At 70.2% G+C, this 21,472-nt stretch carries 17 protein-coding genes; 8 read left to right on the top strand and 9 right to left on the bottom strand.

The window, feature by feature from the left end:
- Positions 1–16 precede the first annotated feature (16 nt).
- Positions 17–970 carry a bifunctional riboflavin kinase/FAD synthetase gene (locus JL475_RS31810; protein ID WP_202281551.1) on the top strand — a complete coding sequence of 318 codons (954 nt, stop codon included), beginning with the start codon at positions 17–19 and terminating at the stop codon, positions 968–970.
- A 23-nt stretch (positions 971–993) separates the two neighbouring features.
- Here the strand turns inward: JL475_RS31810 and JL475_RS31805 are convergent, their stop codons facing one another.
- The 8 genes from JL475_RS31805 to eccE all read right to left on the bottom strand — a co-directional run bounded on the left by JL475_RS31805 (position 994) and on the right by eccE (position 12,726).
- On the bottom strand, positions 994–2,028 hold the full coding sequence (locus JL475_RS31805; protein ID WP_202281550.1) for an ABC transporter ATP-binding protein: 1,035 nt from the start codon (positions 2,026–2,028) through the stop codon (positions 994–996).
- Complete coding sequence (locus JL475_RS31800; protein WP_202281548.1) at positions 2,025–3,128, bottom strand: ABC transporter ATP-binding protein; 1,104 nt, start codon at positions 3,126–3,128, stop codon at positions 2,025–2,027. The genes JL475_RS31805 and JL475_RS31800 overlap by 4 nt, the downstream gene beginning before the upstream one ends.
- Positions 3,125–4,159 (bottom strand): ABC transporter permease, encoded by a 1,035-nt coding sequence (locus JL475_RS31795; RefSeq protein WP_202281546.1) that lies wholly within the window; start codon positions 4,157–4,159, stop codon positions 3,125–3,127. The genes JL475_RS31800 and JL475_RS31795 overlap by 4 nt, the downstream gene beginning before the upstream one ends.
- A complete protein-coding gene (locus JL475_RS31790) occupies positions 4,156–5,229 on the bottom strand; it encodes an ABC transporter permease (RefSeq protein WP_202281544.1) in 1,074 nt (357 codons plus the stop codon). The genes JL475_RS31795 and JL475_RS31790 overlap by 4 nt, the downstream gene beginning before the upstream one ends.
- Positions 5,230–5,247: 18 nt before the next feature.
- Positions 5,248–7,161, bottom strand: coding sequence for an ABC transporter substrate-binding protein (locus JL475_RS31785; protein WP_202281542.1), 1,914 nt, complete (start codon positions 7,159–7,161; stop codon positions 5,248–5,250).
- Between the two features lie 295 nt (positions 7,162–7,456).
- On the bottom strand, positions 7,457–10,351 hold the full coding sequence (locus JL475_RS31780; protein WP_202281540.1) for an SCO5717 family growth-regulating ATPase: 2,895 nt from the start codon (positions 10,349–10,351) through the stop codon (positions 7,457–7,459).
- 249 nt (positions 10,352–10,600) lie between these two features.
- Positions 10,601–11,413: a hypothetical protein gene (locus tag JL475_RS31775; protein WP_202281538.1), complete on the bottom strand. Its 813-nt coding sequence runs from the start codon at positions 11,411–11,413 to the stop codon at positions 10,601–10,603.
- Positions 11,410–12,726: a type VII secretion protein EccE gene (gene eccE / locus JL475_RS31770; RefSeq protein ID WP_202281536.1), complete on the bottom strand. Its 1,317-nt coding sequence runs from the start codon at positions 12,724–12,726 to the stop codon at positions 11,410–11,412. The genes JL475_RS31775 and eccE overlap by 4 nt, the downstream gene beginning before the upstream one ends.
- A 235-nt stretch (positions 12,727–12,961) precedes the next feature.
- Here eccE and eccB point away from each other — a divergent pair, with 235 nt between their 5' ends.
- The 7 genes from eccB (at position 12,962) to JL475_RS31735 (ending at position 20,349) form a co-directional block, all read left to right on the top strand.
- Entirely contained in the window at positions 12,962–14,497 is a 1,536-nt protein-coding gene (gene eccB / locus JL475_RS31765) for a type VII secretion protein EccB (protein ID WP_202281534.1), read from the top strand.
- A gap of 18 nt (positions 14,498–14,515) precedes the next feature.
- On the top strand, positions 14,516–15,787 hold the full coding sequence (mycP, locus tag JL475_RS31760; RefSeq protein ID WP_202281532.1) for a type VII secretion-associated serine protease mycosin: 1,272 nt from the start codon (positions 14,516–14,518) through the stop codon (positions 15,785–15,787).
- A gap of 255 nt (positions 15,788–16,042) precedes the next feature.
- The gene (locus tag JL475_RS31755) at positions 16,043–16,477 is read left to right on the top strand and encodes a hypothetical protein (protein WP_307825209.1); all 435 of its coding nucleotides are present in this window, start codon (positions 16,043–16,045) and stop codon (positions 16,475–16,477) included.
- On the top strand, positions 16,477–18,243 hold the full coding sequence (locus JL475_RS31750; protein WP_202281530.1) for a hypothetical protein: 1,767 nt from the start codon (positions 16,477–16,479) through the stop codon (positions 18,241–18,243). Before JL475_RS31755 ends, JL475_RS31750 begins: the two co-directional genes overlap by 1 nt.
- Before the next feature lie 123 nt (positions 18,244–18,366).
- On the top strand, positions 18,367–19,557 hold the full coding sequence (locus JL475_RS31745; protein WP_307825208.1) for a S8 family serine peptidase: 1,191 nt from the start codon (positions 18,367–18,369) through the stop codon (positions 19,555–19,557).
- Positions 19,558–19,655: 98 nt separating this feature from the next.
- Positions 19,656–19,997 carry a WXG100 family type VII secretion target gene (locus JL475_RS31740; RefSeq protein ID WP_202281526.1) on the top strand — a complete coding sequence of 114 codons (342 nt, stop codon included), beginning with the start codon at positions 19,656–19,658 and terminating at the stop codon, positions 19,995–19,997.
- 49 nt (positions 19,998–20,046) lie between these two features.
- Positions 20,047–20,349: a WXG100 family type VII secretion target gene (locus tag JL475_RS31735; protein WP_202281515.1), complete on the top strand. Its 303-nt coding sequence runs from the start codon at positions 20,047–20,049 to the stop codon at positions 20,347–20,349.
- A 107-nt stretch (positions 20,350–20,456) separates the two neighbouring features.
- Here JL475_RS31735 and JL475_RS31730 read toward each other — a convergent pair whose 3' ends face one another.
- Positions 20,457–21,389: a hypothetical protein gene (locus JL475_RS31730; RefSeq protein ID WP_202281513.1), complete on the bottom strand. Its 933-nt coding sequence runs from the start codon at positions 21,387–21,389 to the stop codon at positions 20,457–20,459.
- Positions 21,390–21,472: the final 83 nt, after the last annotated feature.

Below are 21,472 nucleotides of genomic sequence, written 5' to 3'. Positions count from 1 at the left end.
ACAAGGAGCAGGCACAGTGCAGCGCTGGCGTGGCTTGGAGGACATCCCCCAGGACTGGGGGCGCAGCGTCGTCACCATCGGCTCCTACGACGGAGTCCATCGCGGACACCAGTTGATCATCCGGCATGCCGTGGACCGCGCCCGGGAGCTGGGCGTCCCCGCGGTCGTCGTGACCTTCGACCCGCACCCCAGCGAGGTGGTCCGCCCCGGCAGCCACCCGCCGCTGCTCTCCCCGCACCACCGCCGCGCCGAGCTGATGGCCGAGCTGGGGGTGGACGCGGTCCTGATCCTCCCGTTCACCACGGAGTTCTCGAAGCTGTCACCGGCCGAGTTCGTGGGGAAGGTCCTGGTCGACAGGCTGCACGCCAAAGCGGTCGTCGAGGGCCCCAACTTCCGCTTCGGCCACCGGGCCGCGGGCACCGTGGAATTCCTCGCCGAGCAGGGCAAGGTCTACGACTTCGAGGTCGAGGCGGTCGACCTGTACGTCACCGGTGAGGCGGGCGGCGGCGAGCCGTTCTCCTCCACGCTCACCCGCCGCCTGATCGCCGAGGGCGACGTCGAGGGCGCCGCCGAGATCCTGGGCCGCCCGCACCGGGTGGAGGGCGTGGTCGTCCGCGGTGCCCAGCGCGGTCGCGAACTGGGCTTCCCCACGGCCAACGTCGAGACGCTCCCCCACACCGCGATCCCCGCCGACGGCGTCTACGCGGGCTGGCTGCACGCCCAGGGCGAGGCCATGCCGGCCGCGATCTCCGTCGGCACCAACCCGCAGTTCGACGGTACCGAGCGCACGGTCGAGGCCTACGCCATCGACCGCGTCGGCCTGGACCTCTACGGCCTCCACGTGGCCGTCGACTTCCTCGCCTTCGTCCGAGGCCAGGCCAGGTTCGACACCCTGGAGGACCTCATGGAGCAGATGGCCGCGGACGTCAGGCGCTGCACGGACCTGGTGGCCGCCGCCGGGGAGGCGTAGCCCCCGGGCGGCGCGGCTTTCGGTCAGGCTCCGCCCGCGCGGGCCCAGTGGCAGGCCACCTGGCCGCCCGTCCCGCCGCTCCCGCCGTCGAGGATCTCCAGGTCCTGGGTCCGGCACGCGTCCGCCACGCCCGCCCGGTCCGCCTCGCCGCCGAGCAGGATCTGGCAGCGCGCGTGGAACCGGCAGCCCCCGGGGACCCGGGCCGGGTCCGGGGGCTCGCCCGTGAGGACCACCGGGTCGCCCGGCGCCTCCGGGAGCACCGACAGCAGGGCCCGGGTGTAGGGGTGCCGGGGCGCGGTCAGCACCTGTTCCACCGCCCCGGTCTCCACGATCCGGCCGAGATACATCACCGCGACCCGGTCGGCGATGTTCCAGGCCAGCCCCAGGTCGTGCGTGACCACCAGGGCGGACAGGCCCAGTTCGGTGCGCAGCCGGAGCAGCAGCGCCAGGATCTCGCCGCGTACGGAGGCGTCCAGCGAGGCCACCGGCTCGTCGGCGACGAGGAGTTCGGGCTCCAGGACCAGCGCACCCGCGATCACCACCCGCTGACGCTGCCCGCCGGACAGCTCGTGCGGGTACCGCAGGAAGAAACGCTCCGGTGGCCGCAGCCCGGCCCGGGACAGGGCTCCCGCGACCGCCGCCCGCTCGTCGCCGCGGTGACCGTGGATGCGCAGCCCCTCGGCCACCGCGTCGTACACCGTGTGCCGGGGATTGAGCGAACCGCTCGGGTCCTGCAGGACCAGCTGGGCCCGCTTGCGGTACGCCTTGAGGGAACGGCCGGAACGGTCCAGCGGCCGCCCGTCGAAGGCGACCTGCCCCGCGGTCGGCTCGACCAGGCCCAGCAGGGCACGGGCCAGTGTCGTCTTGCCGCAGCCCGACTCACCCACCAGGGCGACGATCTCACCGGGCCGGATGTCGAGATCGACGCCGTCCACCGCGCGAGCGGGCGGGGCGCCGCTCCGGCCGGGGAAGACGACGTGGACACCCTGGGCGCTCAGCAGGGGCGGCGTGCCGGCGAAGTCGGGGGAGCCGGGGACAACAGCGGGGGAGGCCGTCATGGGGTGGTACGCCTCACTTCCTCCAGGGACCGCGGGCCGGATTCCTGCGGGCCGGATTCCTGCGGTTCGGACGCTTGAGCCTCGGACTCCTGTGGCTCGGGCTCGGGCTCGTGCGGTTCGGGCTCGTGGTCCCGTGTGTTCTCGGACGTGTCCTCCGCGACCCGTACGCAGGCCGCCCGCCGCCGAGGCCCCGCCGGCCGCAGCGCCTGGTCCTCGACCGCGCAGGACTCCAGGGCAACCGGGCAGCGCGGATGGAAGGTGCACCCGGCCGGCAGCGCCGACGGGTCCGGCGGGTCGCCCGCCAGCCCCCGCGGCGCGAAGCGTGACACCGGGTCGCCGATACGGGGGAACGCCGCCGACAGCGCACGGGCGTAGGGGTGCCGGGCGGCCTCGTAGACCTGCCCGGCCGGGCCCTCCTCCACCACCCGGCCCGCGTACATCACCGCGAGCCGGTCGCAGGTGTCGGCGAGGACCGCCAGATCATGGCTGATCATGATCAGACCCACGTCCTGGTCCGCGACCAGCTGCTCGATGAGCCGCAGGATCTGCGCCTGGATCATCACATCGAGCGCGGTGGTCGGCTCGTCCGCGATGATCAGCCGCGGATCGCAGGCCAGTGCCATCGCGATCATGACGCGCTGGCGCTGCCCGCCGGACAGCTCGTGCGGGTAGTCCGTCGCGCGGGCGGCCGGGAGACCGACGTGCTCCAGCAGCTCACCGGCCTTCCTCCGCGCCCCGGCCGGGGTCGCCTTGCGGTGCAGCAGGATCGGCTCGGCGATCTGGTCGCCGATGCGGTGGACGGGGTTGAGGGAGTGCATCGCGCCCTGGAACACGATCGAGGCCCCGGCCCAGCGGACCGCCCGCACCCGGCCCCACTTCATGGCCAGGACGTCCTCGCCGTCCAGCAGGATCTCCCCGCCGGTCCGCGTCCCGGCCGGCAGCAGCCGCAGCAGCGCGAGCGCGAGCGTGGACTTGCCGCAGCCCGACTCCCCGGCGACGCCCAGCTTCTGGCCGGCCTCCAGACGCAGGTCCACCCCGCGTACCGCGGCGGCCCCGCCCGCGTATGTCACCGTCAGGTCCCTGACGTCGAGCAGGCTCAACGGGACACCCCCAGCCTGGGGTTGAGGACGGACTCCACGGCCCGCCCGCAGAGTGTGAACGCCAGCGCCACCACGGCGATGGCGATGCCCGGCGGCACCAGGTACCACCAGCGGCCGGCGCTGACCGCGCCCGCCTCCCGCGCGTCCTGCAGCAGCCCGCCCCACGACACCACCGTCGGATCACCGAGCCCCAGGAACGCCAGGGTCGCCTCGGCGAGGATCGCCGCGGAGATGATCAGGGTCGTCTGGGCCAGCACCAGCGGCATCACATTGGGCAGCACGTGGCGCGACATCACGTGCCAGTGCCCGCCGCCCAGCGCCCGCGCGCGTTCGATGTACGGCCGGGTCTCCACCGCCAGGGTCTGCGCGCGCACCAGCCGGGCCGTCGTCGGCCAGGTCGTCACCCCGATCGCCACCACGATGGTGACGAGCGAGCGGGACATCACGGTGGCCAGCGCGATCGCCAGCACCAGGGTGGGCATCACCAGGAACCAGTCGGTGACGCGCATCATCACCGTCGCGTACCAGCCCCGGAAATGCCCCGCCGTCACGCCGATCAGGGTGCCGATCGCCACCGACAGCACGGCGGCGAGCAGCCCCACCAGCAGGGACACCCGCGCCCCCCAGACCACCAGACCGAGCAGGTTCCGCCCGAACTGGTCGGTGCCGAAGGGGAACTCCGTGCTCGGACTCTCCATCGGGCTGCCCGGAGCGTCCGTCACGTTGTCCACGTCGGAGCCGACCAGCAGGGGAGCGGCCAGCGCGAGCAGGGCGAAGAGCAGGAGCGCCGCCAGGCCGAAGACACCGGCCCGGTGGGTGCGGTACTGCCGCCAGAAGCGTGCGGCCGAGTCCCGGCGCCGCCGCCACGCGAGCGCGCGCGGACCCGTGGCCGCCGGCCCCGTCCCCGTCCCCGCCGCGGCCGTGGCGGCCGTGAGCGTGTCCGGGGACGGGGACGGGGACGGGGGTGTCCCGTCGCCGGCCGTGACGCCTCGGGCGGCCGGTTTCCCTGTCGTGCCGTTGTCGGTCGTCATCGGCCCACCCGGGGGTCGAGCAGCGGATAGATCAGATCGGCCAGCGTGTTCATCACGATCACCGCGGCGGCGAACACGAAGAACAGCCCCTGCACCAGCGGCAGGTCGGGCACGCTCAGCGCCTGGTAGAACAGCCCGCCGAGCCCCGGCCAGGAGAACACCGTCTCCACCAGGATCACCCCGGCCACCGTCCGGCCGAGGTTGATGAAGATCAGCGTCACCGTCGGCAGCAGCGCGTTGGGCACCGCGTGCCTGCGCCGTACGAGGTCGTCACGCAGCCCCTTGGCGCGCGCGGTGGTCAGATAGTCGTTGCCCATCTCGTCCAGCAGCGCCGACCGGGTCACCAGCAGCGTCTGCCCGTACTCCACCGCGACCAGCGTCAGCACGGGCAGCACCAGATGGTGCGCCACGTCCAGGACCAGGGCGAAGCCCTCCTCGCCGCCCGACTCCATGCCACCGGTGGGGAACAGCCCCGGAATCGGGCCGATGCCCACCGACAGCGTGATGATCAGCAGCAGCCCGAGCCAGAAGGACGGGATGGAGTACAGCGTCAGGGCCAGCCCCGTGTGGGCCCGGTCCCCGAGCCCTCCGTGCCGCCACGCCGACCGGGTGCCGAGCACGATGCCGAGCGCCGTGTAGAGGACGAAGGCGGTACCGGTGAGCAGCAGCGTGTTCGGCAACGCCTCGGTGATCTTGTCGATCACCGGTGCGTTGAACTGGTACGACGTTCCCAGGTCCCCGGTGAGCGCCTTGCCGCAGTAGTCGGTGAACTGCTGCCACAACGGCAGGTCAAGCCCGAACTCCCGTCGGTAGGCGGCCAGTTGCTCGGCCGACACCTGACGGCCGCCGGTCATGAACTTCACCGGGTCGCCCGGGATCAGCCGGAAGAGGAAGAAACTGGTGACGAGGACGGCCAGGAGGGACACGGCCGCGCCGGCCACCTTGCCCGCCACGTACCGCAGGTACGCGGTGGTGGTGCGGGCGCGCGGCCCGCGGGCCGCCGGTCCGTCCTTCGCCGGACCGGCGGTCTGCGTGCCCTCGACCGGAGCGGATGTCGCGTCGGCGGTCATGAGTACCCGTCGCCCGCCCTACTCGCGGTCCTCGGCGGTGGCCCGCCGCCGCATCGCCACGAACACCCCCAGCCCGACGAGGACCACGGCACCCGCGGCGATCCCGACGGCCACACCCGTCGACGACCCGCTCTCGGAGGCCTCACCGGAGCTCGCCGGCACCGCGGACCACCAACTCCAGTAACCGTCCTGGCCGTAGAGGTTGCCGGCCTTTTTCGGCATCGTGGTGATCGACTCGATCTGGTCGGTGCGGTACGCCTCGACCGCGTTCGGATACGCCATGACGTTCATGTACCCGAGGTCGTACAGCCGTGACTCCATCTGCTGGACGATGTTCGCCCGTTTGGCGGGGTCGTACTCGACCAACTGCTGGGCGTACAGCTCGTCGTACTTCTTGTCGCAGATGAAGTTGTCGGTCGCGCCGGTGTCCTTCGGGGTCGCCGGAAGCGCCCCGCAGGTGTGGATCGACAGGACGAAGTCGGGGTCGGGGTTGACCGACCAGCCGTCGAAGGCCAGGTCGTACTCGCCGGCGAGCCATGGATCGGTCACGTTGTCCAGACAGCTGAGCGTGATCCCGATGCCGAGGTCGCCCCACCACTCCTCGAGGTACTTTCCGACGGCCTTGTCGTTCGGGTCGGTGGCGTGGCACAGGACCCGGTAGTTCAGCGGCTTGCCGTCCTTGCCGACCCGCTTGCCGTCACCGTTCTTCTTGTAGCCCGCCTGATCGAGCAGTCGGGCCGCCTCCGCCGGGTCGTACGCCAGCTCCTGGTCGGCCGACGGTTCCCAGAAGTACTGCCCGTACCGCGGCGGGATGTAGCCCGCGCCCGGCTCCGCGTGGCCCTGGAACACCTTGTCGATGATGGTCTTCCGGTCCACCGCCCGGAACAGCGCGTTGCGGACCCGCTGGTCCAGCAGCGAAGGGTGCCCGTCCCCCATCTTCTCGCCGTTCCTGGCCTTCGCGCCCGGATTGGTGGCGAGGGCGTAGAAGCGGCGGCCGGGCGCGTCGTTGACCTTGATGTTCTTCTCGTTCCGGAGCGAGGCCGCCTGCGCCGGCGTCAGGGACGGTGACCCGGCGACGAACGACACCTCACCCTTGCGCAGCGCGGACACCGCCGCGTCCTGGTCCTTGTAGTACCGGAAGAGCAACTCGTCGAACTTCGGCGCCCCGCGCCAGAAGTCCTTGTTGGGCACCAGCCGCACATAGCTGTCGGGCTTGTAGTCGGTGAGGACGAACGGCCCGTTGCCGACGACCGGGAAGTCCTTGTCGTTGTTGAACTTCGAGAAGTCGTCGACCTTCTCCCACACGTGCCTGGGCACGATCGGCACGTCCAGCGCCGTCATGGTGGCCTGCGGCTTCTTCAGCCGGATGACCAGCTCGGTCGGGCTCGGCGCGGTGACCTTCTCGAAGTTGGCGACGAAGCTGCCGTTGGCCGTGGCCGCGCTCTCGTCGGTCATCATCGTGTTGAACGTCCACGCCGCGTCCTCGGCGGTGGCCTGCCGCCCGTCCGACCACTTCGAGTCGGAGCGGATGGTGTACGTCCACGTCAACTTGTCCGGGGACGACTTCCACTCGGTGGCCAGGCCCGGCACGACCCGGTTGTCCTCGGGGTCGTAGTTGGTCAGGTACTCGTACGTGAGCCGGTGAATGCTCGTACTGAGCAGCCGCACCGCGAGGAACGGGCTGAGCGAGTCGACGCTCTGCGCCACCGCGACGGTCAGCGTCTGCTTCCCGCCGTCGGCCGCCCGGGCCTGCCGCGGCGCCGGGTCGAGCGGGGTCGCGAGCCCGGCGGTGAGGGCGAGCGCGGCCGCACCGGCCGCCGTGGCGAGCCGGACCCGGCGCGGAACGCCGATCCCGGTCCGTGGTCCGGACCGTGGCCCGGTGCCCGGACGTCCGGTCTCGTGGTGACCGCCGTACTGATCGTTCGTGTCCATAGGGTCGCTGACCTCGCGTCATCACTCGCACGGGTAGGACTGGTTGATCAGGTGAGTGGTGAGTGTCTATCAGCGGCATCTGGCGGTCGTCAACGGCGCACACACCCCATGTGGCCTGCGGAAATAACGAATTGGCGAGTACTTTGCGCCCATTGGTCGAGACCACTGAAGCACTCCTGGCCAGCGCCTGGCGCTGCGCCGCACCCCGAATACGGGAGAGCCCGCACCCGTGGGTGAACGGTGCGGGCCGGAAACGGGATCGGCCCCTCGAAAGGGGCCGATCGGGTGACATTCCCTACTGCTGCGGGGGCGGTGCCTGCGGAGGCGGAGCCTGCGGGGGTGGTGTCTGCCCCCCGCCGTGCTGGTCCGGGTGGCCGGGCGGGCCCGGGTACGGATAGCCGTAGCCGGGCTGGGGGTACGGCTGGCCGGGAGCGGCCTGCGGGTACGCCGGGCCGGGCGGCGCGGGGGGCCGGGGGTGGCCCTGGCCCTGCTGCGGGTGGGGCTGTCCCGGCTGCCCCGGCTGGCCGGGAGGAGCGTACGGCTGACCGGGCTGCGGCTGCTGGGGGTACGGGCCCGGCTGTCCGGGGTACGGCTGTCCCGGCATGTGCTGCCCCGGGACGTACTGCCCCGGCAGCGGCGGGGCGGCGACCGGCGGCGGGTTGCCGTCGGAGGTCCACAGGCCGTGCGACTGCTGGTGCCGGACGAAGTCCTCGGCGACCAGCGACGCGAGGTTGAAATACGCCTCCCGCACCTTCGGCCGCATCATGTCGAGATCGACCTCCGCACCGGCGGCCAGATGCTCGTCGAACGGTACGACGATCACACCCCGGCAACGGGTCTGGAAGTGCGACACGATGTCGTCGACCTTGATCATCTTGCCGGTCTCGCGCACACCCGAGATGACCGTGAGCGACCGCGAGACGAGATCCGCGTACCCGTGGGCCGACAGCCAGTCCAGCGTCGTGCTGGCGCTGCTCGCGCCGTCCACGGACGGCGTCGAGATGATGATGAGCTGGTCGGCCAGGTCCAGTACCCCGCGCATGGCGCTGTAGAGCAGACCCGTACCGGAGTCGGTGAGGATGATCGGGTACTGCTTGCCCAGAACGTCGATGGCCCGCCGGTAGTCCTCGTCGTTGAAGGTCGTCGAGACGGCGGGGTCGACGTCGTTGGCGATGATCTCCAGGCCGGAGGGGGCCTGGGAGGTGAACCGCCGGATGTCCATGTACGAGTTGAGGTGGGGGATCGCCTGCACCAGGTCACGGATGGTGGCCCCGGTCTCCCGCCGCACCCGGCGGCCGAGCGTGCCGGCGTCGGGGTTGGCGTCGATCGCGAGGATCTTGTCCTGCCGCTCACTGGCGAGGGTGGCGCCGAGCGCGGTGGTCGTGGTCGTCTTGCCGACACCGCCCTTGAGACTGATCACGGCGATCCGGTAGCAGGACAGCACCGGCGTACGGATCAGCTCCAGTTTCCGCTGCCGCTCGGCTTCCTCCTTCTTCCCGCCCAACTTGAAACGCGACCCGCCCGCGGCCGGCCGAGTGCTCTTCGCCTTCTGCTTCTTGCTGTTGAGCAGCCGGTCCGACGACAGTTCCACGGCCGCGGTGTAACCGAGCGGCGCGGCCCCGGGGTTGGTCTGCTGCCGCTGGTCGTGCTGGATCGGCTGCGGCCAGGCGGCCCCGGCGCGGGGGTCGACGGGCGGCTGCGGAACCTGACCGGCGTGCGGGGGCTGGGGCTGAGGCTGCTGGAGGGGGAACCCCTGCTGGGCGGCCTGCGGCTGCTGAGGCTGCGGCGGTACGGGCTGCTGGGGCTGTGCCTGCGGCGGTACGGGCTGCTGCGGAGGCGCCTGATGTGCCGGCGGTTGCTGCGGGAAGCCGTAACCGCCCGGCTGAGCCGGGGGAGTCGGGGCGGCCGGCACGGGACCGGCGGGCGGGAACCCGTAACCGGCGGGAGCGCCGGGAGCGGGAACGCCCGGCTGGGGGAAGCCGTACCCGGCCTGCGGAGCGGGCGGCGCCGGTGCCTGGTGCTGCGGAGGCGTCGGCCCGTCCGGCGCGTTCCAGGCGGCGGGCGCGGGCTGCGGCGCCTGCGGCTGGAACGGCGGCTGCTGCGCGGGCACTTCCGCGTCCGTGGGCGGTGCCGGTGCCGGTGCCGGAGTGGGGGCCGCCGCGGGGGCCTGCGGTGGCTGTGCGGGCCACTGGCTCGCGGGTGCCGGGGCGGCGGGGTACGGCGGGGGCACCGGTGGCGCCGGGGGAGTCCAGGCGGCCGCGGCCGGAGGGTCGGAGGGGGCCGGGACGGCATCCTGAGGTGCGCTGTCTGCGCTGTCGGCGTCATCCGAGTCGTCCGAGGTTTCCGTGGCGTCGTCCACACGGTCGGAGCCGACCACGTCGACCCCCGGCGCGTCACCCACCACCGGCTCGGCGCCCTCGGTTTCGGGCGCGTCTGCCTCGGCCTCGGCCACGACGACAGCGTCCTCGGAGTCCTCGGCGTCGCTCTCGCCCTCAAGACCGTCGGCGGCCGCAGCGGCCTCGGCGGCCTCGACGTCGTCGGTCCCGTCCTGAGCGGCGGCCGACTCCAGCCGCGTATCCGGCTTCGGAGACGCCTCCGTCTCCGTCTCAGGTGCGGCCTCGGTCTCGGGCTCCCGGATCTCCCGCTTCAGGGCGGCGGGGGAGAACCGGATGGTGGCACCGCTCTCGAGATCGCCGTTACCGGAGCCGGGTTCCGGCTCGGGTGCGGACGGGGGAGTGGGCACGGGCGCCTCGCCCCGCTCGTCCCCTTGCGGAGGCTGCTGCGGCTCGAAACCGCTGCCCACCGGAAGCCGGGGCACGGCGACCGGCCCCCCGGACGGCGGAGCGGGCGGAGTGAACGGGGCTCCCGGCGCGGGAGACGGCGGTGTGAAGGGAGCGGGCGGCGGAGTCACCCCGGGCAACGGCGGAACGGGCCCGTCCGGCCCCGAAGCGGGAGCAGACGAAGAAGGCGAAGGAGACGAAGGAGCCGAAGGACCGGCCCCCTCCCCGGAGCTCCCCGACATCGACCCCGGCCCCGAACTCGACCCCTCCGAAGCATTCTGCGTGTACCAGGCCGGCGGTGCGTAGTCGATGGTGAACTCGCCCGTCGCCTCGACGGCGGACTCCGCGTCGGGCTGGTCATCGCCGGGTGTCGCCCAGCCCCCGCGCGTCCCGTCCCGATCGCTGCTCACAGTTCCTCCTGGTGTGGTCGAACACCCTCACGCCGTGCTGAGGCGACCATTTCTCGTCATCCAGACTTGTTCGAGGCCGTTTCGGGAGCGCTGCGATTTCGTCCGATCACGGTCGTCCGACCCACCGGCCCCCCTGGACACCGACGTCCGGTCCACGGGTTCTGGCGTCGCGCCCGGTCCCAGCCTAATCGCCACCATCGGCACACCGGCAGGCCCGTCCTGCGAACACGTCGCACAGCAGCCGTGTCTTCAGTCCATCCGTCGCGGCGTACCCAGCAACCCGACCTCGGCGTCCGTCGGTTGAGTCATCACGTACTGCCGGTCGCGGTCGGCGCACCAGAGAGTGACGCCGTCCGCGAGGGTCGGCAACGCCTCCACGTCACCCCGGGGCAAGCCCATCGAGCGGCCCAATTCCCCGGCCTCGTCCGGCGACACCCGCTGCACCCCCACGAGACGCGCCTGCCGGAGCAGCCTGGGCGCGACGGGACTGAGATAGGGCAGAAGCGTCAGCACCGACTTCCAGGGCCCGGAGACCACGCGTCCCCGCGGCGGCCGCATGCCACAGTCGCGCACCACCAGCACCGGCGTGCCGGCCGAGGCGCCCAGCGGCGGTACCCGCCCCACGTCGTAGACCGCGAGCCCGTTCTGACCGCCGCCCATGGCGTGGACCATCTGCGTCCACGCCTGCGCCCGCCCGGTCTCCACGGCCACCCGCGCACCGGTCGCCGCGGCCCGCAGCGCGAACACCTGGGCCGTCCACAGACCGCCGATGAGCACGACCTCGTACGGCGTGGGCCGGTTCAGCCCCAGCACCGCCGACTGTCCCTCGGCGTCCACCCCGATGACGACGCCGTCGTCCCCGATGGGCAGTGACAGCGCGTCCACGTCCTCCGCGGACAGGGTGTGGTGGCCGTGGCGTGGACCGAGCAGGCCGAAACCGGCGTGCAGCAGGCCGCGCGCCCGCCGGGCGGCCGACGGCCGTGCACCGCTCGGTACGTCCGCGGCTCCCGGCGCGACGGGCCCGTCCGGCCCGTCGGCGGTCCGTGTCGTCAGTGCGGTCACCGAACACCTCCGAGGGGCAGAGTGGCGAGGACACCCGGCAGTTGCTCCCGGTCGAGCCGCGTCAGCGCCGCGCCGGCCTCCCGTGCGGCGCTCTCCACCGCACGCCGTGCTTCGGTCAGTTCCTCGGAGCTGCGCCCGGTGATCCGCAGATGGCCCCGCAGCGACATCTCCCGCCGGTCCGCGCGCGCGAGGGTGAGGCTGACCGTGGTGGCGAGCGCGGGAACCGCCGTGACCCGCGCGACGAACTGGGGCAGGGAGACCCCGCGGTCGCCACCCAGTTGAGGCCACTTGCGGATCCAGTACGTGGTGTGCCTGCGGTTGTCGCAGCGCCAGCTCCGGCTGGACTCCTCGGTGCGTCTCTCATGCCGGTTCGCCCGTCCCGCTTCGGCCGTCACCAGCGGGTTGGCGCAGGCCGACGTGGCGATGGCCGACGTCAGCTCCTCCTCGTCGAGCACCGTGGCGCGGAACCCGGCGCCGGTCAGCCGGCTGACGAGGTGGTCGGCGACCCGCACGACGCACTTCTGCGCACCGGTCAAGCCCCCGCCCCGGGCCGCCACGGCCTCCGGACACAGCTCCGGGGCGACCTTCAACGCGATCCAGGTGATCCGCACCGCGGGAGCGCCGGTCTGCTCCTGCAGCGGCGCGTAATTGCTGACGGCCACGGACTGACGCGGCAGGTGCAGCGCGGGCGCGGGCTGCGTGTGCAGCACGATCTGCGCCGACTCCAGGAGGATTCCGTCCACCTCGAGCGCGTCCCGCACCAGGGCCAGCGGCAGCGGCCGCCGGCTCCGTTCGGCTCGCAGGGCGGTGGCGTCCCCCTCCACCTGCACCACCGCGGTGACGAAGGTCCCGTCCCCGATGATGCCGACGGGCCGCCGCTCCCGGCCGCCGTACGCGTACGTGCGCAGGCTCGGATCGCACTCCAGGGCCGGGGCGAGTGCCGGTTCGGTGCCGGGCGCTATCACCAGCTCCGGTGCGCGCTTCCGCCGGACGCGCAGGGCCCGTGCCGTGGCGACCCATTCGGGCAGGGAGCGGCCCCGGCGACGGACGAAGGCCGGCAGGACCAACGCGACGGCGACAACGGCGGCGGGCACCAGCGCCAGGGTGCCGATGGCCCACCCGGTGAGGAGGACGGCGGCCGCGAGCTCCAGCAGTACGATCCGTTGCAGCCGGAACGAACCCGGCCGCCCCGCACGCAGCCTGAGATGGAGACCGCCTCGCGCGGACGGCTGCCGCGTCGCCCGCGACCCCGGTCCGGCGGAGTCGCGTGCCCCCGTCCGGTCACGGCTCGAGGCCCGCGTTCCGGCAACCATCACTCCATCCCCCCAATTCGCCCACAACTTGCTGGAACTCCGGTACCGCACCAGGCTCCGAAGGGCCCAGGCACCCTACCCGGTCCCCAACTCCCCCCTCACACCAGGCATAGTAGGGGCCGCGTCCGACATCGGCGGGCAGGGGACGGCGATCCCCGGCATTGCCCGGGCAGACACGGGCGGGCCCGGGCGGACACCGACGCACACGGGCGGGACACGGGGAGAGAACTCACCAATGGCATCTCGGCGGGATCAACTCAACGCCTACACCTTCGCGAAGCGCCGCTTGCTCGCGGCCTTCGTCCAGTCGTTCCCGCACGGCTCCGAGGAAGGTGCGCCGCGCCCCCTGCGGGGCGTGGTGCCCGGACTCGTCATCGGCGTGATCGTCATGGCCGTGTTCGGCGCCTGGGGCATGTTCAAGCCCACCGCGCCCAAGGGCTGGGACACCCCGAACGAGAAGGTGATCATCGCCAGCAAGTCGACCACCCGGTACGTCGTCCTGAAGACCGGCGACGAGGCCCAGCTGCACCCCGTGCTCAACATGGCGTCCGCCAAGCTCCTCCTCGCCCCCGGAAAGGGCGACGTCGTCACCGTGAGCGAGTCGCTCCTGGACAGCGGCAGGATCCCGCACGGCCTCACCATCGGCATCCCGTACGCCCCCGACCGCCTGCCCTCCGAGAAGGAGGCGGGCGCCGCCAAGCGGTGGGCGGTCTGTGAGCGTCCGAGCGCGGGCGGCCGGTCCATCCAGAAGGCCGCGCTGGTCCTCGCCGACCGCGAGAAGGAACTGACCGAGGGCAAGCAGAAGTTGACCGGCGGCGAACTGCTCTACGTGGTGGCCCCCGACGGCAGACGTTTCATCGTGGACTCGGGTGGCACGGCGTACCGGGTCGACGAGGTGGACACCGGTGCCGACCTGGAACTGCTGCTGCGCACGGTCGTCGGCTCCGGACGCGAACCCCAGAGGGTGTCCCGGGAATGGCTGGCGACCCTCCACCAGGGCGACCCGATCACCTTCCCGGACGTCGAGGGCACGCCCGGCACACCCGCGAACGCCCCCGGCCGGCTCGGCGAGTCGGCCGACAAGGTCGGCACGGTGCTCAAGGCGTTCGACAACAACAAGGAGCAGTACTACGTCGTGCTGCCCGACCGGGTCGCGCCGGTGTCCGCCTTCGTCGCCCAACTCCTGCTGTTCAGCAAGGACCTGGCGCAAGTCGGGCAGGCCGGTGAGGCACTGGACATGAGCCCCGGGGCGATCGTCCCGGGCGAGCCCTTCGGCACCGAGTACGACTGGCCGACCGGCACCCCCGAGGCGGTCAACTCGGCGTCGGACGCCAAGGGCAGCCGCAACACGGTCTGCAACGTCCTGCGCGGCGTCGGCGACAAGGGCGCCACCACCCTCAGCACCTGGGCGGGCACCGACTTCCCGGCCGACCTCCCCGCCGGTTCCTCCAGCGCCTACGTCACGCCCGGCTCCGGCCAGCTCTACCGTCAGTTCAAGGGCGCGGAGACGAAGGCGGGCCCCGTCTTCCTGGTCACCGACACCGGCCTCCGCTACGTCCTGCAGTCCAACGCGGACAGCGCCACCGACGACGCCGGGATCGGCATGTCGGCCGAGGAGAAGAAGCAGTTGGAGCAGGAGGCCCAGCAGGCCCAGACACGCCTGGGCTACGCCGACGTGGACCCCGCGCCGATTCCCGCCGCCTGGTCCGCGTTCCTCCCCACGGGCCCCCGCCTGTCCACGGCCGCGGCACGCCAGCCGCAGGGCTCGTAGCGGAGGACGCCACCCACCATGCGACGCAAGCGCCTTCGCTCCCTCCCTCTCCTCACGACAGCCGCCGCGACCCTGCTGACGGTGGCCTCCCTGGCCATCGCGCCCCCGGCCGTCGCGGAGGACTCCTTCTCCGACCAGTGCGAATACCCCAACGCCACTTACCCGGGCCGCCCTTGGTCCCTCCAGCGCGTCCGACTCGACGAGCTGTGGAGCGAGTCCAGGGGCAAGGGCGTACGGGTCGCCGTCATCGACACCGGCGTCGACGTGAAGAACCCCCAGCTGAAGAACGCGGTGGACGTGAAGAGCGGCCGCAACTTCCTGCCCAAGGGCCTCAAGGACGAGAACGGCGACCCCGTCGAGCGGGGCAACGAGAACGGCACCACCGACACCGTCGGCCACGGCACCAAGGTCGCCGGCATCATCGCCGCCCGGCCCACCGACGGGACCGGCTTCGTGGGCCTGGCCCCCGAGGCGACCATCATCCCGATCCAGCAGAACGACGCGGAGGGCAACGGCGACACCGACACCCTCGCCGACTCGATCAACTACGCCGTCCAGGCCGGTGCGGACGTCATCAACATCTCCCAGGACACCGCGGGCGCAGTCGAACCGGACCCGAAGCTGGAAGCGGCGGTCAAGGAGGCCCTGGCCCGGGAGGTCGTCGTCGTCGCATCGGCGGGCAACGACGGATTCGGCGGCAACACCAAGAAGACCTACCCCGCCTCCTACGAGGGCGTCCTCGCCGTCGCCGCCTCCGACCGCAACAACGAACGCGCGTCCTTCTCCCAGTCGGGCGACTTCGTCGACGTGGCGGCACCGGGCGTCGACATCATCTCCACCGTTCCCCGCGGGGGCCACTGCGCCGACAACGGCACCAGCTTCTCCGCGCCGTACGTCGCGGGCATCGCGGCGCTCATCAAGGCCGAGCACCCCACCTGGACCCAGCGCCAGATCGTCGCCCAGATCGAACAGACCGCGGAACGCACCATCGCCCAGCACGACCGCCTGGTCGGCTGGGGAGTGGTGGACCCGGTCCGCGCGCTGACGGAGGACGACCGACCGGTCGAGTCCCCCCGGCCCGACGAAGGCTTGGCCAAGGCCGAGGCGCCTACCGCGGCGAAGCTCCCGCTCGGCGAGACCGCCGACGAACGCAACGCCCGCCTCGCGACCTATGTCGCCGTCGGCGCGGCGGTCCTGGTGGCGGGGCTGGGCGGAACGGCGGTGGCGATCCGGGACGCACGCAGACGGCCCCGGACGGCGGACGTTCGCAGGGACCGCACTGCAATGTGAGAAAGACCGCTGGACCACGGTCGGGGTGTCCGTGACCGAAGTGAGAGCCGTATTGTCCGGTGAACGACGGGTGAGGGTCCGTCGAGTGTCAGTACCACGACTGGATATGGCAGTTGGGACTGTCGGCGCGGATCACTAGAGTGGTTCCGTTGCGATTCCGTTGTGGTTGCGGCCGTGATCGCCGCAAGGGCGCGAGCCGTCAGGTGACGTGCGCGGATCCGGCCACAGCACGGGGAGAACGGGGAGGAAAGCAGAGTGCTTTTTGCCGACGGGGGCGGAAGCGCGGCGGATCTGCGCCGCGGTGTGATGGCGTTGTCGACGTTCAAGAAGCGGGTGGACGACCTGCTTTCCACCTTCGAGGAATCGCCGGGCGGTCCGTCGAAGGTCCGGGCCCACAGCCTGCCGGAGACGGCCTTCGGCAGCGGCGCCTTCCCGGAGGGCAAGATGCTCCACCTGGAGTACGAGCGCGTCCACGAGCGCATCACCGCCCTCTCCAAGTCGCTGGGACTCCAACTCGAGGCCATGCGGATCGCCGTACACGGCGTGGACGTCACCTTCGACAACCTCGAAGAGGAACAGCGTCGGCGGTTCCACGAGATCCGGCTCGAGGTCAACCAGACGCGAGAAGAGATGCTCAACCAGCACAGCAAGCGGGAGAACCGCGCCGACCAGACCGACACGGGGTACTGATGAGCGGCGAAGAGAACAAGCCGGACCTGCACCAGGAGGAGCGGCAGGAGGCGCTGGCACAGAACAACATGCTCGATGCCGTCACGAGCATGACCAGCCTCGCCGTCAGCCCGTTGGGCTCGGTCCGGGGCATCCACTTCGGTTCCACGAGCTTCGAGAACCACGACCTCAATCAGATGATCGACATCGTCGAGTCCGCCAACCCGGAACTCCTGGAGTCCGCCGGCACCGCCCTCGTCGACGCCCGGGACGCCATCCAGAAGGCCGCCGACGAACTCAAGGACAACCTCCTCGGCGACATCGACTGGAAGGGCGAGTCCCAGACCGCCTTCACCACATGGGCCACCAGCCTCGTCAAGACCGCCGAAGGCATCGCCGGCTACGCCGACGTCGTCGGCACCCAGGTCATGGCCGCCGGCTCCGGCCTCGCCTCCGTCCGCAAGTCCATGCCCCCGCGCGACAGTCGCACCGACCCCAAGCGGGTCGAGGAGATCCCCGAGGCCAAGCGGGTCGACAGCAACGACGAGTACACGGCAGCGGTGAAGGCGGAGGACCACCGCCAGGAAGCCATCAACCAGATGTACCGACTGGCGTCGTTCTACACGGTGTCGGCGGGGACGATGGCGAAGACGGAGGAGCCGGTGTTTCCCAAGATGCCGGACGCGGGGGTCCCGGAGCCGTCGGGTGGTAACCGTGTGGTTCCTCCTGGGGAGCGGGAGGTCCCGAGGCTTCCTGGGATCGGTGACCCGGCAGCTGCAGCTGCGGACCGAGAGCCGGCTAATTCCCTTGCAGGGCAGTCCCGGCCGGCAGGGGAGCTGGCGCCAGCCACCAAGGCGACCGCCGATCCCGTTGTACGTCCAGACCAGCGAGTCGGCACAGAGATCAACAGCGTTGGTACGTTGCTGCCGCAGGAAGCCGTAAAACCGACCACGGCCACACCACCGGCAACAACTGGTCCCGTTGGCCAGCAGGGACCAATCCCCCCCGTTGCCACCAGAGCGGTTCCACCCGTCCTTCGCGGGGCAGCCGGACGCACCACGGGACCCAGGGACGTGCCTGCGGCCAAAATTCCCCCTTCATCGCAGGGACGAGCCGGAGGCGCGGCGGGCAATGGCCCGGCAGCTCGTACGGGACCTGGTCCTCTGGGACAGAGTCCACGTGCTGCTACGCCGGGGCCGGTGGGAAGCCGTGGGACCGGTCCTCTGGGACCAGTGGGACGTACCGCGCTGCCGGGGCAAGCAGGGAGTCCCAGAACTGGCCCTGTGGGACGTGGCATCGTCGGCGGGGTACCGAAGCCCGCAGGGCCGGTGCCCGGACATGTTGGAGGTGTCCCCCGAGGTCCTGCGGGTGCTATGGGAGCTTCACCGTCCAGTCGCAGTGGTCCCGGGCGCAACAGCGATGGCGTTGTCGGCGGGCGGCCCGTCACTGGCGCTGCGCCTGGCGGCAACAGCTCCAAGCTGCCGCGTGGCACGGTCATCGGTGGCGAAGGCACTTCCGGCCCGCGCGCGGCTGGACAGAGGCCCGGTCAGCACGGCGTGATCGGAGCGTCTCCTGCGAGGTCGAGCACAGGGCAGGCGTCCCGTCGTTCCGTCAGCAGCCCTGACGGTGTCGTCGGAATGCCCAACGGAAGGGTTCCTGGCACAAGGAACAGCGGACGCACCTCCGAGGGCTCCGGGGTGCAACGTGGCGCCACAAGCAACCGCGGCTCCGGGACGGGTCGTTCACGTCGCGATGAGCAACGTGGCGACAAGTCGGCGACCGACTGACCGGATTGAAGAAAGACAGGCAGAAACATGGTGTCAAGGTTCAGTCGACGCATTAAGCGGAGCGCGCCTTCTCGAAGGCAACACAGGAGCTGGGGTGTTGGTGCCTGCTCAGTACTTGGCGCTGTGGTCATCCTGTCGACCGGTCTGACATCCGGTGCAGCAGCTGCAGACGCCCAGTCGCAGCAGTGGTACCTGTCGGCGATGAAAACCGATGAGATGTGGAAAGTGAGCACAGGAAAGGGGGTCAAGGTTGCGGTCATCGATTCTGGTGTCAACCCTGAAACTCCTTCCCTGAAAGGGCAGGTGCTCGCGGGCGACGTGCCGCAGGCTGTCGCTTATGGGGCCACTGATGATTACGATGGTCATGGCACAACCATGGCAGAGTTGATCGCCGGTACCGGCGCGGGCGGAGGAATAAAGGGGCTTGCTCCCGGAGCCAGAATTGTGCCTTACCGGATCGTTTTCACCGATGTTCTGAAGGACAAGGCGGAGATAAGTAAGACTCCGACCCCGGCCGAAGCGATCAGAGCTGCTGCTGACAGCGACGCCAAAATCATCAGTATGTCGTTTGAGGGCGGTAGCGACTCTAAAGCGGAGGCTGCCGTAAAGTACGCCCACTCCAAGGGCAAGCTGATGTTCGCTTCCGTGGGAAATGACGCGGAAAAAAAGAACCTCATTGGGTATCCCGCCGCCTATCCCTATGTAGTCGGTGTTGCCGCATCGGACGAGTCCGGGAAAGTAGCGAAATTCTCGGAGTACGGAAACTATGTCGACTTGGCAGCTCCGGGACTGAATATGCCCGGCTGGTGTGACAAGACCTTCAGCTCGTACTGCGACCAGGGAGGAACGAGTGCTGCCACCGCCCTCACCTCCGCCGCTGCCGCCCTCGTCTGGTCCGCCCACCCCGACTGGACCGCCAACCAGGTCCTCGCCAGCCTCATCGACACCGCAGGCCGCAGTTGGGCCAAGGACGACCCGAGCGTTTACCTCGGCTACGGCCTGATCCGTCCGCGCAAGGTCCTGATGAGCGAGGACTACAAGCCCGGCTCGCCCGGCACCGACCCGCTCGCCAGGGAGAACGCCATAGGCATCCTGGACGATTCGGGTAACCCGGTGGCCGTCTCCGCCTCACCGTCGCCCGAGCCCTCGAAGAAACCGGAAACATCGGATGGCGGTGACCAGACATCAACAGCCGCCTCCGACACGGGGACTTCCGACAACACCACCCTCTGGGTGACCCTCGGAGCCGCAGCGGCGGTCCTGGCGATCGGGGGCGGCGCCTTCGCCGTGATCCGCTCACGACGACGCGCATAGGGAAAGCGCACACACCAGCCGGCCCCCGGCACAACTGACCACCACCACGCGGTGCCACACCGCACCGCACCACCGCTCTCACGAAAGGGACTGCCGAAATGGCTGAAGGCCGCAAGCTTTACGAGGCCCAAGTAGAGAAGCTCCAGACGAACGTCGTAGACCGGTACGACTCGATCCGGCAGTCTCTCACCCGACTCCAGGCAACGATCGACATGATCGAGAAGCACTGGACCGGCCAGGGCGCCATCGCCTTCGACAAGAAGCAGACGGAGATCAACAGCCACATGGCCTCGATCGGCCGTATGCTCGACGACTTCCTCGAGGGCATCCAGCTGAACAAGGCCGACAAGCGCAAGCTCGAGGACCAGATCGAGGCCGACGTCGCCAAGATCTCGGTGGAAGACCTCGGTGGAAAGACCTCGGCACTCAGCAAGTACTGACGCGAGTCCTCGAAGACGACCTGCCGGCTCCCAAAGAAACGAGGAAGACATGTCCGCACCTCACTACAGCGAACTCGCCGTCACCTACGGCACCATGGACGCGCTCGCCACCGAACTCGGCGACCAGGCCAAGAAGCTCGAGGAGGACCTCGAGGCCCTCAAGAAGGCCGTGCTGGAAGCGGCCGAGGGCTGGGGTGGTGAGGCGTACGAGGAATTCACCAAGAAGACCAAGGAGTGGGACCGCCACGCCTCCGGCATCCACCAGGCTCTGGTCAGCATCGGCAAGACCGTCGGCGCCGCCGGCGGTGACTACCGCGGCGGCGACCTGAGGGGCGCCGGCTACTTCATGTAGGGCAACCGCGCACAGCGCACGCAGAAAACGACCAGGGTGGACACGCGCGGGAGGTGTCCACCCTGTCGTCCATTACCACGCGGCAGGACCGGGCCTTGCCCGGAGCATCAGTTGCGCCGGTGCCGCAGCGTGTAATTCTGCGCGGACCAGGCTGTTCCACGAGCCTCGTGGATCAGAGAGGACTGTTCCGTGTTGCTTGTGCCCAGGGCCGTGGTCCACACGCGGACCAGTTCGGGGCTCTGTGTTTCGAGGACTTCAAGGAGGTCGTCGGGCGGGGCTGAAGGGAGGGTCTTCTTCCATGCGGCGATGATGTGCCCATCGGGGTCATCCTCAAACGAAGGAACACGCCCAGCCCTGTTCGATGACAGGCGGGTGAATACCTTCTCCTCCCACTCGTTTCGCTTTTCCTTTTCTGTGTCCTCCCGTGCAGCAATGGCTACTGCGTCCATGATGCCAAGCGCTCGTCCGGCGATCGCGGGAAAACCGGACAGGCCGCTCTTGAGCTTTTTACTGGGTGCGTTGGCGAGATCTTGAGCGGCTTGTTGAGCTATGCTCTCGCGTAGCGTTGCGTAGGCCTCGGGGTCGGAGGAAAGGGACATCATGATGCGGACCAGTGACTCGTGCGAAAACGACATGTGTGCGCCTTCAGAGTCCGTCCATGCCTTGTCCCATGGCAATGTGCGGCGACTGTATTCGATGTCGCCGGGGATCAGGATCTTGTAGAGGTCCTTGGCGTAGCTGGTCAGCGCTGTCGAAATGGGACCGGTCAACTGTCGGTCCAGGGGGGCGTGCTCTTCCTCGATGACATCGTCGATTGCCACCAGGACCCCCTTCATCGCCTGAGCCTGCTTCAGCGAATGCTGACCCGGCTCCGCCCCGTTTGTCGCACGTTCGATAGCGGCACCAAGCTCCGCGCAACTCATGTTGGATTTGTGGGCCGCTCCGAGAGCCGTGGGGATGCGCTCGTGCTGCAGCAGTTTCCGGCAGGGGGCCTGATCTTTCCGGAAATCGATGTACAACCATGCGCCGAGCCCTGCCACGAGGCCAGTGAATCCTTCTCGGTAACCATTCGTGACGTTTCGTGATCTTCGTTCAGGTGGTGCGGCCGTGTTCGAGCTGGAGC

Source organism: Streptomyces sp. M2CJ-2, from assembly GCF_016757295.1.
Taxonomy (GTDB): domain Bacteria; phylum Actinomycetota; class Actinomycetes; order Streptomycetales; family Streptomycetaceae; genus Streptomyces.
Note: the sequence above shows the minus strand (reverse complement) of the source record. Positions and strands in the feature narration are given on the sequence as shown.